The 15,828-nt window shown below is 33.6% G+C and carries 15 protein-coding genes and 1 pseudogene; 9 read left to right on the top strand and 7 right to left on the bottom strand.

The window, feature by feature from the left end; genetic code table 11:
- Window positions 1-4: 4 nt before the first annotated feature.
- Window positions 5-1,390, bottom strand: coding sequence for a TolC family protein (locus ACWA1B_RS21080; protein ID WP_456910392.1), 1,386 nt, complete (start codon window positions 1,388-1,390; stop codon window positions 5-7).
- A 164-nt stretch (window positions 1,391-1,554) separates the two neighbouring features.
- Between ACWA1B_RS21080 and ACWA1B_RS21075 the strand changes: the two genes are divergently transcribed.
- The 3 genes from ACWA1B_RS21075 (at window position 1,555) to ACWA1B_RS21065 (ending at window position 3,866) form a co-directional block, all read left to right on the top strand.
- Complete coding sequence (locus ACWA1B_RS21075) at window positions 1,555-2,592, top strand: sensor histidine kinase (RefSeq protein ID WP_035651006.1); 1,038 nt, start codon at window positions 1,555-1,557, stop codon at window positions 2,590-2,592.
- On the top strand, window positions 2,592-3,290 hold the full coding sequence (locus tag ACWA1B_RS21070) for a LytR/AlgR family response regulator transcription factor (RefSeq protein WP_456910390.1): 699 nt from the start codon (window positions 2,592-2,594) through the stop codon (window positions 3,288-3,290). The genes ACWA1B_RS21075 and ACWA1B_RS21070 overlap by 1 nt, the downstream gene beginning before the upstream one ends.
- A 171-nt stretch (window positions 3,291-3,461) precedes the next feature.
- Window positions 3,462-3,866: a hypothetical protein gene (locus tag ACWA1B_RS21065; protein WP_456910388.1), complete on the top strand. Its 405-nt coding sequence runs from the start codon at window positions 3,462-3,464 to the stop codon at window positions 3,864-3,866.
- A gap of 136 nt (window positions 3,867-4,002) precedes the next feature.
- Here the strand turns inward: ACWA1B_RS21065 and ACWA1B_RS21060 are convergent, their stop codons facing one another.
- The 6 genes from ACWA1B_RS21060 to ACWA1B_RS21035 form a co-directional block, all read right to left on the bottom strand.
- Entirely contained in the window at window positions 4,003-4,767 is a 765-nt protein-coding gene (locus tag ACWA1B_RS21060; protein WP_456910386.1) for an SDR family oxidoreductase, read from the bottom strand.
- 117 nt (window positions 4,768-4,884) lie between these two features.
- On the bottom strand, window positions 4,885-5,607 hold the full coding sequence (locus tag ACWA1B_RS21055) for an SDR family oxidoreductase (protein ID WP_456910384.1): 723 nt from the start codon (window positions 5,605-5,607) through the stop codon (window positions 4,885-4,887).
- 161 nt (window positions 5,608-5,768) lie between these two features.
- Window positions 5,769-6,692: a helix-turn-helix domain-containing protein gene (locus tag ACWA1B_RS21050; RefSeq protein WP_426484722.1), complete on the bottom strand. Its 924-nt coding sequence runs from the start codon at window positions 6,690-6,692 to the stop codon at window positions 5,769-5,771.
- A 90-nt stretch (window positions 6,693-6,782) separates the two neighbouring features.
- The gene (locus ACWA1B_RS21045; protein ID WP_456910382.1) at window positions 6,783-7,346 is read right to left on the bottom strand and encodes a 2'-5' RNA ligase family protein; all 564 of its coding nucleotides are present in this window, start codon (window positions 7,344-7,346) and stop codon (window positions 6,783-6,785) included.
- A 26-nt stretch (window positions 7,347-7,372) separates the two neighbouring features.
- Window positions 7,373-7,687, bottom strand: coding sequence for a response regulator (locus ACWA1B_RS21040; RefSeq protein WP_456910380.1), 315 nt, complete (start codon window positions 7,685-7,687; stop codon window positions 7,373-7,375).
- A gap of 467 nt (window positions 7,688-8,154) precedes the next feature.
- Window positions 8,155-9,087 carry an alpha/beta hydrolase gene (locus ACWA1B_RS21035; RefSeq protein ID WP_456910378.1) on the bottom strand — a complete coding sequence of 311 codons (933 nt, stop codon included), beginning with the start codon at window positions 9,085-9,087 and terminating at the stop codon, window positions 8,155-8,157.
- A gap of 374 nt (window positions 9,088-9,461) precedes the next feature.
- Here ACWA1B_RS21035 and ACWA1B_RS21030 point away from each other — a divergent pair, with 374 nt between their 5' ends.
- From ACWA1B_RS21030 to ACWA1B_RS21005, 6 genes and pseudogenes are all read left to right on the top strand, one after another.
- A complete protein-coding gene (locus ACWA1B_RS21030; RefSeq protein ID WP_456910376.1) occupies window positions 9,462-11,057 on the top strand; it encodes an MFS transporter in 1,596 nt (531 codons plus the stop codon).
- A gap of 41 nt (window positions 11,058-11,098) precedes the next feature.
- Window positions 11,099-12,415, top strand: a complete 1,317-nt coding sequence (locus ACWA1B_RS21025) for an MFS transporter (RefSeq protein WP_456910374.1) — start codon at window positions 11,099-11,101, stop codon at window positions 12,413-12,415.
- A gap of 100 nt (window positions 12,416-12,515) precedes the next feature.
- Window positions 12,516-13,355, top strand: a complete 840-nt coding sequence (gene kduI, locus ACWA1B_RS21020; RefSeq protein WP_456910372.1) for a 5-dehydro-4-deoxy-D-glucuronate isomerase — start codon at window positions 12,516-12,518, stop codon at window positions 13,353-13,355.
- Window positions 13,356-13,360: 5 nt separating this feature from the next.
- Entirely contained in the window at window positions 13,361-14,152 is a 792-nt protein-coding gene (locus ACWA1B_RS21015) for a gluconate 5-dehydrogenase (protein WP_456910370.1), read from the top strand.
- A 25-nt stretch (window positions 14,153-14,177) separates the two neighbouring features.
- Window positions 14,178-15,581, top strand: a complete 1,404-nt coding sequence (gene uxaC, locus ACWA1B_RS21010; protein WP_456910368.1) for a glucuronate isomerase — start codon at window positions 14,178-14,180, stop codon at window positions 15,579-15,581.
- Between the two features lie 110 nt (window positions 15,582-15,691).
- Window positions 15,692-15,828 (top strand): annotated as a pseudogene (locus ACWA1B_RS21005) (sugar kinase); the annotation flags it as partial.

The raw sequence follows: 15,828 nt of genomic DNA, 5'->3' as shown, positions 1-15,828 counted from the left end.
TTAATTAAAATTCATTTATAAATAAGTCAAAATTGCCCGTTGCAGCGACTTTCAGCAAAAACGACTGCCATACATTATTGTTGACAATATCACGGTCGATTTCGGCGCGGTTCAACGTAAACATGGTTTGAGTCAAATCGGTCAAATCGGTTAGGCCGTTTTTGTATAAAGTTGATTTTTGAATATAAGCGCGTTGTGCAGCATTGACCTGAATTGGTGCTTCGGCATAATTTTCCAAAGTGATTTTTATTTTATCTTCAGCAAAAGTCAACTGCGATTGCAATTCTCTGCTCGCCTGATTGTATTCTTCATGCAAAGCCTGAGAAACAAATTTTTGAGACGTTACTTGTTTGTTTGCTCTAAAAGGCGTTGTCAAATTCCAGGTAATTCCAACTCCAACCAAATAATTAGAGCGATCCGGATTTACACCATCCCAATAATTTCTGCTAAAATTTGACTGATCTACTGCATAACCCGTTTCAAAACCCGAAGCTCTGGTTTGCAAAACTCCAAAAGCGCTCATCGTTGGATAATAAAATCGTTTGTATAACTTAACTTGCTGATTGCTGTAATCAATTTTTGTTTTATAAAATTGCAATAAAGGATGCAAACTGTCAGTTGAAGCCGTTGATCTTAAAACCTCTTTCGGAATCTGATTTACGAATAAAGTATCGGCGATAAAATCCTGAGGCGCAACGCCCATTAAATCAACTAATTTATTGTTTTGTTCTTTTACAAAATTTCGTGCAAGATTCAATGCAATTTTTGCTTTTGAAACTTCGGCTGTTGCCAAGGTTGAATCAACTCCAGCCAATAATCCGTTTTTAACTCGGGCAACAGCTGTCTTTTTGAAAACTTCTGCACGGCTTAAATTCTTTTGCTGCGAAATCAGTAACCTTTGGCTCGCCAATAAATTCAAATAAGCAGCCGAAATTTTAATTTTCTGCTGAAACATCTCCTGCTCTAAATCTTTTTCTTTTGCCTGAACATCAACTTTTGCTAAATTGATTTTTTCCTGAGTTTTTCCGAAAGTGAAAAAGTCCCAGTTCATGTTCACTAAATATAACGCACCAAAAGCAGAGTTCCAGTTTTGTTCTGGCAAGACTGGTCCGGAAGAAGCCGTTCCTAAACCATTAAATCCGTAAAGCGCACCATTTTGGCCATTAATAGTTCCATAATCTTGTTGTGCGGATAAATTAAGATTAGGAAGATAATCACGTCGAGATTGTTTTAATGTCTCTTTTGAGGCACTGGCGTAATTGTTTTTTGCTTTGATCGAACCATAGTTTTCGAGACCTGTTTTTATTGCTTCTTTTAAAGACAAGGTTTGTGAATAACCATTTGAGGCTAAAATCAAGAAAAATAATAAAGTAATTTTTTTGAAATACATAAAACTCAAAGTGTGAAATTAAAGCGCAAATTTATTTCTCTTATGCTGATAAAGCTCAGGTTAAGTGATGTACTGCACTGATAAATGACCAATTGAATTTGTCATTTTTTGGAAAAAATAATTAAATATTTGTCCGTACTTTGTACACTATTTAAGTTTTAAAAATGAATAAAAAGATTGATAATATTTTGGATAACAAGTGGTGGCAGGAAATTGCTGTTGTCCTTTTTTCATTTACAATTTATACATTAAAAAATGACTGGATGCTTTTCAGCTCCGTCACTTCCATTTTAATGGGGATTTTTTTCTATTTTATTTTGTACATGCATGCGCAGTTCAATCGGTTTTTTCTTCTTCCTATATTATTCAAAACTCAGCGTCCGTTGACTTATATTTTCCTGACTCTTTTCGGGGTTTTTGTGTTCTCTGTTATTTTGTATGAAATCACAATGCTGGATATGTTCAGTAATTGCCGTTTGTACCAGAATTCGCATCAAAGAAGTTATGTGTACCAATTGGCGAGTGTTTTAGGAACTTTGGTTTGTATTTTAAGCCCAATTATTGTTTTTAAATTCTACAGAATTCATAAAAGAAGAACTGACGAAACTTTGCTGTTCAATCAGATGCAATTGAATTCCTTAAAAGGACAATTAAATCCGCATTTTTTATTTAATACCTTTAATACGCTTTACGGAATCAGCTTGGAATTTCCCGACCGAACTCCAGATTTGATTATGAAAGTATCGCAATTAATGCGTTATCAACTCGAAAGCAATAATAAACAATGTGTATCTTTAGAAGATGAATTAGAATTTATAAACAGTTATGTACAGCTCGAAAAAGAACGTGTAGGATATCGTTGTGATATTACTTTTGACAGTAAAGTGGATAATGAAAATGCCTATAAAATTTCGCCGATGCTGTTGATTGCTTTTATTGAAAATGCGTTTAAACACGGAACTTGCGCGATTGAAAAATGTTTTGTCCGAATTTTTATTACGGCTGAAAACGGATATCTGCATTTGCATGTTGTTAATTCAATTCCGACAAAAAAAACAGATGTAGTTTCGACTAAAATTGGTTTGAAAAATACAATTGAGCGTCTGAATTTAATTTATGGAAAAGACTATAAATTAGATATTCAGGATGAAAAAAATACCTATATAATTGATTTGAAATTGCAGTTGAAAAAGTTTTTATAATGAAAGAGCCAAAAAAATGTATCATTGTTGATGATGAGCCGGCGGCGCATTATGTTTTGGCGAATTATATCAAACAAAATCCGCAATTAGAATTGGTTTTTCAAGGATATAACGGAATTGAAGCAATGGATTATCTGCGTGAAAATCATGTTGATTTAATGTTTTTGGATATCAATATGCCAGAGATTTCAGGAATGGAATTATTAAAGATTATTCCGAATCATCCCAAGACAATTTTAACGACAGCTTATTCTGAATTTGCTTTAGAAAGTTACGATTACGGCGTAATTGATTATTTGCTGAAACCGATTTATTTTCCAAGATTTTTAAAAGCAGTTGATCGTTTTTTTTCTACAGAAACTTTAAAAGTGAAAGAAGAAGAAACTATCGTAAATTCAATAAGCGTTAAAGTTGATGGCTATTTTATTGATATAGAATTAGATCAGCTTTTATATGCGCAGAGTTTTGGAAATTACGTTAAACTTCACACCATTAAGCGAACCTATCTGGCTTCAATAACTACGACTGAATTAGAGAAATGTTTGCCAGATAAAAGCTTTATTCGAATTCATAAATCGTATATCGTTGCGCTTGATAAAATTGAAGAAACGGAAAAAGATTTTGTGGTCATTAAACACGAAAAATTACCAATTGGAATTACATATAAAAGAGAATTATCAGACCGGTTAAAAAGATAAGAAATTGTTGATAATTTTTTGAAAGGTCTTCATTTAATCTTCATTTAAAAGTAGTAATTTTAATACGATATTTCAAAGCTATTAATTTGTAAATGAGGAATTATGAGAAATCTTTTGCTGATTGTTCTTTTTTTATCCAATGGTTTTCTTTTTGCGCAAGAGGGCATAAATATGAAGAAAGTAATAACGCCTCCGGAAAAGGTGCGATTTGCTTTTGAGAAAGAATATCCTGGAAAGACGGTAGTTTGGTCTGAAGAATATGTTGGCGATGATGATGACGAAGTTCGTTATGAAGCGAAATTCAACAAAGATAAAAACACAAAAGCAGTGGCGATTTACGATAATTCCGGAGTTTTGAAAGCGTTCGAACTTCAAATTCCTTTGAGCAAACTGCCAATTAATGCACAGACTTATTTAAAGAAGAATTATTCGCCAAAAGCCATTAAAGAAATTGCGGTTGTTGTTGACGATAAAAATGAAACAACGTATGAAGTTGGAGTTACTAAAGACTCAAAATTTTACGATGTTGTTTTTGATAAAGATGGTGACTTTAATGTCTCTATCGAGAAAAATTGAAATATACTTGCTTACTAATTCAATATATTTAAAAAGGCAAACCCGATAATTTTAGGATTATCGGGTTTTGTTTTTTTTTTTATAATGTGTCAAAAGTTATGAGTTAGATAAGTAACCATCAATCATTAACCATTAATTAAAGCATCATTCCGCCTGAAGCTTCAATACGCTGTGCATTTACCCAACGTGCATCTTCGGTACATAAAAATGCAACGACGCCGCCAATATCATCCGGAAGACCAACTCTTCCCAAAGCAGTCACAGAAGCGATTTGCTGATTCATCTGTTCATTATCGCGCACAACGCCTCCACCAAAGTCAGTTTCGATGGCACCTGGAGCCACAACATTTGCTCTAATTTTTCTTGCTCCCAATTCTTTTGCCTGATATTTGGTTAAAGTTTCAATCGCGCCTTTCATAGAAGCATAAGCAGCGTAACCTGGGAAAGAGAATCGTGCTAAACCAGTTGAAATGTTCACAATTCCGCCACCGTCATTCATTACATTTAATGCTTTTTGAGTTAAGAAAAACGGACCTTTAAATTGAATATTTGTTAACTGATCAAACTCAGCTTCAGTTGTTCCAATGAATGAATTGTGAATCCCGATTCCGGCATTGTTAACCAAAAAGTCAAATTTGTCTGTTTTGAAAGTATTTTTCAAGACTGTTTTTACTTCTTCAAAAAATGAATCAAAAGTCCCAGAATCAGCAACATTCAATTGAAGCGAAGCGGCTTTTAGCCCTAAGCTTTCAATTTCTTTTACTACTGAATCAGCTTCTTCTTTTTTGCTGTTATAAGTTATGATTACGTCGATTCCTTTTTTTGCAATTGCAATTGCCATATTTTTCCCTAAACCTCTGCTTCCTCCTGTAACCAGAGCTATTTTTGAATTTACTGCCATGTTGTTTAATTGTTAATTATGAATTGTGAATTGTGAATGGTGAATGGTGAATGGTGAATGGTGAAATGTCAAATGCTTTGTCTTGTTAATTAACAATTCACCATTTATCATTTACCATTAATTATGCATTGCATTAAAATAATTTCTCAAATCTTCTGCGCTAGCGTTTAATCTTGTTTCGCTGGTTCCAAAAGTAAGTTCTGATCTTCCTCCTTTTAGCTGCTCAAAGATTGATTCAATAAAACTGCTTACACTTGGGTGTGCGTCGTGCAGGCCAATTCCGCCTAAATCTGTGTTTAATGCTGGTGGAATAATTTCAATTACTTCGATATTTTTCGCTTTTAGCAAATGACGAAGTGAAAGTGTAAACGAGCGGAAAAAAGCTTTTGTAGCCGAATAAACCGGAACTTTCGCAAAGGGAGAAAATGCCAATCCAGAAGTTACATTCATTACAGTTGTCAATGATTTTAACTGAATAAATAAAGATGTTAAATGTAATGGAGCTTCAATATTAGTGGTAAGTTCTGATTTCATACTTTCGTAGAACTCAGCATCCGTAACTGAAACCCATTTCTGAATTCCTGCATTATTGATTAAAACGTTTAAATCTGGATGATTTTCAGAAATCCATTCATAAAGTGCAATACGTTCTTTTTCTACAGATAAGTCACAAACTTTTGTAATAACCGAAGGAAATTTTGCTTTCACTTCATTTAAAGCCGATTCTCTTCTTCCGCAAATTATAACAGTATTGTTTTCCTGAATAAATCGTTCGGCAAGCCCAAGCCCGATACCACTTGCACCGCCTGTTATTAAAATTTTGTTGTTTGATAAATTCATCTTTTCGATCTTTTAAATTGATAAGACAAAGGTAGGGGTGAAGTAGATGTAGGGAATTGTAAATATCAAACCGATGTTTGCAAAATTCAAATCAGATACTGATTTTTTAATTTATAGATTTCAAACCTGAAATCTGAAACCTGAAACCTGAAACAAACCAATTAAGACCTAAAAGCCAAAGGCGTCAAAGAAGTTTGTTTTTTAAAAAAGTTAGAAAAATGCGCCAATTCTTCAAAACCAAGAGAATAAGCGATTTCAGAAATGTTCCAATCCGTTTGTTTTAAAAGGATTTTGGCTTCGTTGGTTAATCTTGAACTAATTAATTCGGTTGTGGTTTTTCCTGTGTTTTCTTTTAAAACCTTATTTAAATGATTAACATGAACGGATAATCGGGCTGCAAAATCTTTCGCAGTCCGTAATTCTAATTTCTGATGTGGAGATTCAATTGGGAATTGTCTCTCTAATAATTCAGCAAACAAAGAGGAAACTCGTGCTGCAGAATTATGTTTGGAATATAATGCTGTAATAGGTTGTAATTTTTGTCCAAAATGAATTAACTCCGCAACATAATTTCGGATTAAATCGTATTTGTAGATGTAATCAGAATTGATTTCTTTTTGTATTTTATTGAAAATCAACTCCACTTCTGAAACTTCTTCATCCGAAAGCTGAAAAATTGGATAACCGTCAGAAGCAAAAATTGGAAGCTCATCTAAGTCAATACCGCTTTTGTTTTTGGATAAAAATTCACTGGTAAAAACACAAAATTGCCCACCTTGATTGGTGTCTTGCGGTAAATAGTTGTAAGGAATTTTAGGAGTGGCAAATAACAATCCTTGTTTTTCTATTTCGATTACTTTATCCGCATATTCAGCTTTGTTGTGACCTCTAATAAGACTTATTTTGTAATAAGCTCTTCTGTCATAAGGCATTCCAGGTTTTCCTTTCATACGTTCCAGAAGCTCTTTAATGTCAAAAACATTAAAATGGCCAATTTCTTTTTGAATGTCATTTGGTAATAAAGAGTTTGGTTCAACGGATGAGCCTTCAGTAATGTCTTTATAAAATGAATCTAAGGATTTCATATTTTGTGAATTGTAAAATTCAAATATACGAAAATTATAAGTTTGTTTTTTAGTTTTAAGTTTCAGGTTTCAAGTTTCCTTGTTTTGTGGCTAAAAAAGACTTCCTTGAACAAACTCTGGTTCTGGATTATTGCCAAAGGGAATTGTATCAATTACAAAAAACTGTTTTATAACAGGATCAAATTCTCGCAAGACAATATTTTCGCACAAAAAATCCATATTAATAGTAGTAAAAAGTTGTGATGCGATTTTTAGATTTTCTGGAGTTAATCTTCGTCCAATAGACATATGCGGATCGTCGCTTTTTTTGAGTTTTAAAGGTTTTAATGTTTCATGAATTTTTTTCATGATAGGCTTTAAATTATTTTTGGAATCTTCATTTGGATTTATAAAAAATGCACCGCTGTTTTCATAAGATCCAAAATCGTTTAGGTAAACTGTACTTGAAGAAAAAGTATCGCAGATTTTAGCAAGTTTTTGCCTGAAGTTTTCAAGTTGGGATTCGTCAATCGTAAATTCGCAAATTGTAATATGTGCCACAGAATTGCAACTGTTGTACCAATTGATTTTACTTCTTAAAAAATCCTTCATTGTCTTGATAGCATCAACGACTTCTGACGAAGGATGAAATACAACCGAGTATGTTTTCTCCATTTTTAATGGCTTTGGTTTGCACAAATTTAAAGTTTTCCCTTTAAATGCAATCTATGTAGGATTTCAGATTTCAATAAACCGCTTCCTCCGCCAAAATGCTCAATTACTTCAACATTTGGCTGTTGTTTCAGACAAAATGAAGTAAATTCTTTTTCGACATGATCTTCGATTCCGGAACTTAAAAGAACAATATCAATTTTATGATTTTGAAAATATTCCTGCGCTTCTTTTTCATTATTAAAAGCAACAGCATTCCAATTTTCATCTGCATTTACTAATCGAAGCAAAATAGCTAAAATGGCTTCATTTTTTCCGAGCAATAAGAATTCAAGCGTTTTCATAGTATTTCAGTTTTCAAAGCAAATTTATTGGTTAAATCGTGATTTCAACTTAATCTAGAATAAGAAATAATGTAAAGAAAAAGTTAAGTTTTGCTTTTTTTTAATTTTTATGTGTTAAAATTTAAAACGTTAGTTGTTTATTTTCAGTGTTTTAAATAAAATGCAAATGTTAAAAATAAAAATATTTTTTTAGAATGAGGAAAACCGTAATGTTTTAGCAAATCATGAAAGTAAATTTGTCGCATAGAAATAGAGATTTATGGTGTTTTTGCCTTTTTTAATCACCATTTAAAGATTTCTATTGATTGTTACTAGTTTTTGGAGAAACACAGTAATTTGAAATTTGACACATTCATTTGATCGTGGGTACTTGTATAAATTTGCAAGATAAATACAAGAAGTCAAAATTTTTATCGGGTTTTTAGATTTGGTTACACGTTAGCTGAATTTAAAAACCCTTTTTTTATTTAATAATATCCATGACTTTTAAGCCATTCTTCACAGTCTTTTGTCCAGTTTTTACTCGTGTCTTTAACGCCTAAACCAAATCCGTGCCCGCCATTTTCATACAAATGTAATTCTGATGTAACATTATTTTTTTTGAGTGCGAGATAATAATTAATACTGTTTTCGGGTAAAACGGCTGTATCATCGGTAGCATGCACTAAAAAAGTCGGAGGCGTTTGTTGTGTCACTTTTTTGTCATTGGAAAAAGAATCAATTATTTCCTGCGATGGATGATTTCCTAATAAATTAGTTTGCGAACCTTTGTGGGTGATGCCATTTTCCATCGAAATAACAGGATAAATTAAAAGAGAAAAATCTGGGCGTGCACTTATTTTTGAATCAGATTCATATGTTTTGTCATTATAATGTGTTGCCAAAGTTGAGGCTAAATGTCCGCCAGCCGAAAACCCAATTGTGCCAATTTTATTACTGTCTATATTCCATTTTGCTGCATTTTCACGTACATAACGAATAGCTTCCTGAGCATCTTGCAACGGACCAATATTTTTGTTTTTCATAATTAAATCACTTGGCAAACGATACTTTAAAACAAAGGCAGTAATTCCTAGACTATTCAGCCAGTTTGCGACTTTTGTTCCTTCCTTATCCATTGAAAGGTGCGAATATCCTCCGCCAGGAAAAATAATTATAGCGGTCTGATTTGGTTTGACATCTTTCGGAATGAAGATACTTAGAGTTGGTATTGTAACAAAACTTGTGCTCTGTAAGATTCCATCTTTTATAGTTTGTTTTTCTTGGTAATCTACAGAAATAATTTCATCTGGGATTTTACTCCATAAAGGAATTATTTGATTTTGAGCCTGCAGCTTACAAATAGTTAATGTAAACAAAGTGAGCAGGATGAAGGATTTTGGGTAAAAAATGGCTTTCATTTTTTTGATTTAGAATGTAATAGTTTGATATAGTTTACGGTAAGGAAAAACAAGGCAAGTATACTGGTAAATATTCATTTTTGTTTCAGGACAATTTTTGTACTTTAAACGGATGAATTTAGCACTTTGATATTTAACAAATATATTGTTTAATATGTAATATTGTGGTATTTTTTTTATTCGATATGTTTATTTATTCGAATAAAATAATTTTTTATATAATTTATTTGGATTATAAAGATTAAAAACTATATTTGTGCAATCGATTACATTAATTTGTTTTATTTGTATTAAATCCTTGTTTTTTAGTGCTTTTAAATTCGAATTGAGAGATAAAACTAACTAACTAAAAAACCTAAATTTATACACTAACCATGACCCAAAAAGATTCAGTTACTACCAGCCAAAGCAGTAAATCAATAGGAAAATATCGATGGAGCATTTGTGGGTTGCTTTTTTTTGCAACTACAATCAATTATTTAGATCGTCAGGTTTTGTCTTTAACTTGGAAAGACTCTATTGCTCCAGAATTTCACTGGACAAATAGTGATTACGGGGATATAACTGCTTTGTTTTCGATATTCTACGCTGTTTCATTGTTGTTTGCTGGTCGATTTGTAGATTGGTTAGATACAAAGAAAGGGTTTTTGTGGGCAATTGGAGTTTGGTCAGTAGGAGCTTGTCTTCATGCTTTTTGTGGTATTGCAACTTCTGGAATAATTACGGGAGATTGGTTTGTGGGCTTTCATGGATCAAAAGAAATAATAAGCACCGTTCAGGATACTGCCTTGGTAATCAATGTAAGTGTTGCTTTATTTATTTTTGCGCGTTTTGTTCTGGCTGTCGGAGAAGCAGGAAACTTCCCAGCTGCTATTAAAACTACTGCAGAATATTTTCCAAAAAAGGACAGAGCTTTTGCAACTAGTATTTTTAATGCTGGTGCCACTGTTGGGGCTTTGGCGGCGCCAGTTACGATTCCTTTTATAGCTAAAGCTTTTGGCTGGGAAATGGCTTTTATTATTATTGGAGCTTTAGGATTTATTTGGATGGGATTCTGGATATTTATGTATGATAAACCAGAAAAGCATAAAAATGTATCTGCTGAGGAATTGGCTTATATTCAGCAAGATGATATCGCTGAAAGTAAATTGGAAGGTTTTGTTCCGGAAACTTCCTCAAAAGTGTCTTTTAAAGAATGTTTTAAATACAAACAAACATGGGCTTTTGCATTTGGTAAATTCATGACCGATGGTGTTTGGTGGTTCTTTTTGTTCTGGACTCCGGCTTATTTGAGTTCAGTTTATGGAATGGATTCTGCTCAAGCAGCTTGGCCACTGTTTGTTCTTTATGCTATTACGTTGTTGTCAATTATTGGAGGGTGGTTGCCGACTTATTTTGTGGAAAAGAAAGGTATGAATCCGTATGAAGGAAGGATGAGAGCGATGCTTATTTTTGCATTTTTTCCTTTATTAGCTCTAGCCGCTCAGCCTTTAGGTTATATTAGTTATTGGGTGCCGGTTATCATTATCGGAATCGCAGGTGCAGCTCATCAGTCTTGGTCAGCAAATATTTTTACTACAGTTGGTGATATGTTTCCAAAGAAAGCAATCGCAACGATTACCGGTATCGGAGGATTAGCAGGAGGAATTGGTTCGACAATTATAAACAAAGGCTCCGGCGTATTATTTGATTTTACACAAAGAAATTGGAGTACTATAAATGGTCAGCCATTATTGGAAAAATATCCGCAATTTCAAAATGCAGTAACAGAAAAGGCTTTTCTGGCTGAAAAAGGAGCGGGAAATTTAGAAGAGTTCTTAAAGTTACTTACAACGGAAGGGCAAAATGTTGTAAATGGAATAAATACTGGATATATGATTATTTTTTCTATCTGTGCTGTTTGTTATTTGACAGGCTGGTTAGTAATGAAATCATTGGTTCCAAAATATAGCCCAATTAAAGATCTTTAAAAAGATTTATACTGACCTAACCAACTCAAACCAAACCAACCATGAATCGAGCTAATGCAGCAATAGGAAAATACCGCTGGACTATTTGTAGTTTAGTTTTTTTTGCAACTACTGTCAATTATTTAGATAGAAATGTAATAAGTTACCTTAGGCCTTTTTTAGCAGCAGCTTTTCATTGGACACCAGAACAAGAAGTTATTGATTACTCAAATATTGAATTAGCATTTAAAATTGCATATGCTCTGGGAATGCTGGTTGCTGGAGGGATCATTGATAAATTGGGTACTAAATTAGGATATGCAATTGCGACCGGTTTGTGGAGTTTAGCTGCAATTGGTCATGCATTAGCAACTGGGACAGGAGGTTTTTTAATTGCTCGTGTATTTTTAGGAGTTACTGAAGCAGGAAATTTTCCGGCGGCAATCAAAGCAACAGCCGAATGGTTTCCGCAGAAAGAAAGGGCTCTAGCGACAGGGATTTTTAATTCAGGAAGTAATATTGGAGCTATAATTGTTCCGTTGACTGTTCCGTATATAGCTGAAAAATACGGTTGGCAATGGGCATTTATTTTAACTGGGATTGTTGGTTTTATTTGGCTTTTATTATGGTTTTTATTGTATGAAGTGCCTCAAAAACAGAAACGTTTATCACAAGCTGAATTAGAATATATTACATCAGATCAAGTTGAAATTGTTGAAGAAGATTCGACGGAAAAAGTTTCATGGATAAAACTCTTATCATTTCGTCAGACATGGGCTTTTGCAATTGGAAAACTGCTGACAGATCCTGTTTGGTGGTTTTATTTATTCTGGCTCCCAGATTTCTTAATGAAACAATATAAACTTACCGCTACTGAAATCATTTGGCCTTGTGCGCTTGTATATATGATTGGAAGCGTTGGAAGTATTGGCGGTGGCTGGCTTCCATTGAAATTAATAAATAATAATTGGCCGGCATACAAAGCTCGTAAAACAAGTATGTTGCTCTATGCGTTTGCGGTTTTGCCGGTTTTGTTTTCACAATATCTCGGAACGATAAATATGTGGTGGGCAATTTTAGATATTGGTTTGGCAGTTTCTGCACACCAGGCATGGAGTGCCAATATTTTTACTACAGTTTCGGATATGTTTCCAAAAAAAGCCACAGCATCTGTTACAGGAATGGGGGGGATGTTCGGTGCGCTTGGCGGTATATTACTGACTTTATTAGTGCAAAAAAACATGTTCGTTTATTATACTAAAATTGGTAAAATTGAAACGGGATATTTCATTATGTTCTGCATTTGCGGATTCTCTTATTTATTAGCGTGGCTCATCATGCATATATTAGTTCCGAAAATGAAAAAAGTAGAATTATAAGGAAAAAACAACTCTAAGTGAAATATTTTTTAGGTTTCAATTATGGTATTTCAATATAAAAAATTAAATTTGTGCAATCGATTACATTAATTTAGAAATTATGACAAAATATAGTTCAAGATACGCATCAAGCCCCGAAGCAGTAAAAAAATATGATACACAACAATTGAGAGAAGAATTCTTGATTGACGACTTAATGCAGGAAGATGAAGTAGTGTTGGTTTATTCTCATTACGATAGATATATTGCTGGATCGGCAGTTCCTGTAAAAGGAGATTTGGCTTTGGAAACAATTGATCCATTGAAAGCGCTTTATTTTTTAGAAAGAAGAGAATTAGGTATAATCAATGTTGGTGGAAGCGGTTCTGTTGTTGTTGAGGGAACTACTTACGAATTAGGTTTTAAAGATGCTTTATATATTGGAAGTGGGAATAAAGAAGTAATTTTCAAAAGTGCTGATGCTAAAAATCCAGCTAAGTTTTATCTTAATTCGGCGCCAGCTCATAAAACTTATCCAACGGTAAAAGTAAGTTTGGCTGAAGCGAATAAATTAAACTTAGGCGCAGTAGAAACGGCAAATCACCGTACAGTAAACCAAATGATTATTGGAAGCGTGGTTACAACTTGCCAATTGCAGATGGGAATGACAGAATTAAATACAGGAAGTGTTTGGAATACAATGCCGGCTCACGTACACGATCGTAGAATGGAAGTTTATTTCTATTTGGACATTCCAGAAGGTCAAGCAGTTTGTCACTTTATGGGACAGCCGCAAGAAACAAGACATATTTGGATGAACAATCATCAGGCAGTTATTTCTCCGCCTTGGTCAATTCACTCTGGTTCAGGAACTAGTAATTATACTTTTATCTGGGGAATGGCAGGTGAGAATTTAGATTACGGAGATATGGATGTTTGTAAAATCACAGATTTAAGATAAGAATTATGACAAATTTATTTGATATAAATGGAAAAGTTGCTTTAATCACTGGAAGTACGCACGGACTGGGAATGGCAATGGCAAAAGGATTAGGACAAGCGGGTGCGACAATTGTTGTGAATGGAAATTCTTCTCAAGAAAAAATTGACACTGCTGTCAATGAATTAAAAAGTGAAGGAATAAATGCTGTAGGATATAAATTCAATGTAACCGAAGAAAAAGAAGTTGCAGAAGCAGTTCAAAAAATTGAAAATGAAGTTGGACCAATCGCTATCTTAATCAATAATGCTGGAATCATTAAAAGAATTCCGCTTCTAGAAATGGAAGTTGCTGATTTTAGAGAAGTAATCGATATTGATTTAGTAAGTCCGTTTATCGTTTCGAAACATGTCGCAAAAGGCATGATTGAAAGAAGACAAGGCAAAATTATCAACATTTGCTCAATGATGAGTGAATTGGGAAGAAATACAGTTTCTGCTTACGCTGCCGCAAAAGGTGGTTTGAAAATGTTGACTAAAAATATGGCAACAGAATGGGCAAAATACAATGTTCAAATCAATGGAATTGGCCCTGGATATTTTGCTACAGAACAAACAAAACCGATTAGAGTTGACGGACATCCGTTTAATGATTTTATCATTAGCAGAACTCCGGCAGCAAAATGGGGCGATCCAAGTGATTTGGCTGGAGCAGCGATATTTTTGTCTTCAAAAGCCAGTGATTTTGTAAACGGTCACATTTTATACGTTGATGGTGGTATTTTGGCAACAATTGGAAAACCGTCAAACGAAGAATAATTCTCAATTTTTATTAAAAGAAGACATGAGCGCGAATACATTCATAAACGATAATTTTTTATTAGAAAATAAATTTGCTGAAGAATTATATCATAATTATTCTAAAAACCAGCCAATTATTGATTACCATAATCACTTAAACCCGCAGTTTATTGCCGAAGACAAAATCTTTGACAACATTACTCAAGTTTGGATTAACGGCGATCACTACAAATGGCGCGCAATGCGTACATTAGGAATAAATGAGCAGTTTGTAACCGGAAATGGATCTGATAAAGACAAGTTCTTAAATTGGGGAAAAACGGTTCCGTACACAATGCGTAATCCTTTGTATCACTGGACGCATTTAGAATTGGCTCGTTATTTTGATATTTATGACCTTTTGAATGAAAAATCGGCTGAGAAAATTTATATCGAAACTTCTGAAAAAATAAATTCGCAAGCATACAGCACGCAAAATCTTCTTAAAAAAGTAAATGCTGAATTGGTTTGTACAACTGAAGATCCAATTGACAGTTTAGAATTTCATAAAAAATTGACTCAAAATCCAATTGGAACTAAAATGAGTACAGCTTTCAGACCTGATAAAGCGATTTTGATTTCAAATGATGGTTATAATGCTTATTTAGATACTTTGGGTGATGTAGCAGGTGTAGCAATCAATACGTATGCAGATTTGCAATCGGCATTGAGAAAAAGAATCGAATTCTTTAATGCAAACGGATGTAAATTAAGTGACCACGGTTTGGATCAAATTTATTTTGAAAATTTCACTGAAAATGAAGTAAGTGCCATTTTCAAAAAGAAAAGAGAAAACGGAGTATTGTCTCCAGAAGAAGCATTGAAATTTCAAAGTGCTATCTTGTTATTCTTATCTGAAACCTATCATGAATTTGGATGGGTACAGCAATTTCACTTAGGTGCTTTAAGAAACAACAATGCGCGTATGCATAGAATTTTAGGGCCTGATACGGGTTGGGATTCTATTGGAGATTATCCGCAGGCGCAAAAATTATCAAGCTTTTTAAATGCTTTAGATAGTAAAGATAAATTGTCAAAAACGATAATCTACAATCTAAATCCGGCTGATAATGAAGTAATGGCAACTATGATTGGAAATTTCAATGACGGAAGTGTTCGCGGGAAAGTACAATTTGGTTCAGGATGGTGGTTTTTAGATCAGAAAGACGGAATGACTAAACAGTTGAACGCGCTTTCAAACATGGGATTAATCAGTTGTTTTGTTGGGATGTTGACGGATTCAAGAAGTTTCTTGTCATTCCCAAGACACGAATATTTCAGACGTATTTTATGTAATCTTCTTGGAGATGAAATCAAACGTGGTGAACTTCCAAATGATATGGAATGGATTGGAAAATTAGTTTCTGATATTTCATATAACAATGCTAAAGAATATTTTAAATTTTAAATAAAGTCTAACCGCAAGGTTCGCAAAGATTTACGCAATCCCGATAGCTATTGGGAGCAAAAGTTTAATCCTTATAATCTTTGAAATCTGTGGCAAAAAAAATAAAAATAATGAGTAGAGTAGTTTCATTTGGAGAAATTATGTTGCGTCTATCGACAGAAAGACATTTACGTTTTTCGCAATCTACAGCATTTGGTGCTACGTACGGAGGTGGAGAATTTAATGTAGCAGTTTCTTTAGCAAATTA

It is taken from the genome of Flavobacterium xizangense, from assembly GCF_054075145.1.
The sequence above is the reverse complement of the archived record's forward strand: the minus strand, read 5'-3'. Positions and strand labels throughout refer to the sequence as shown.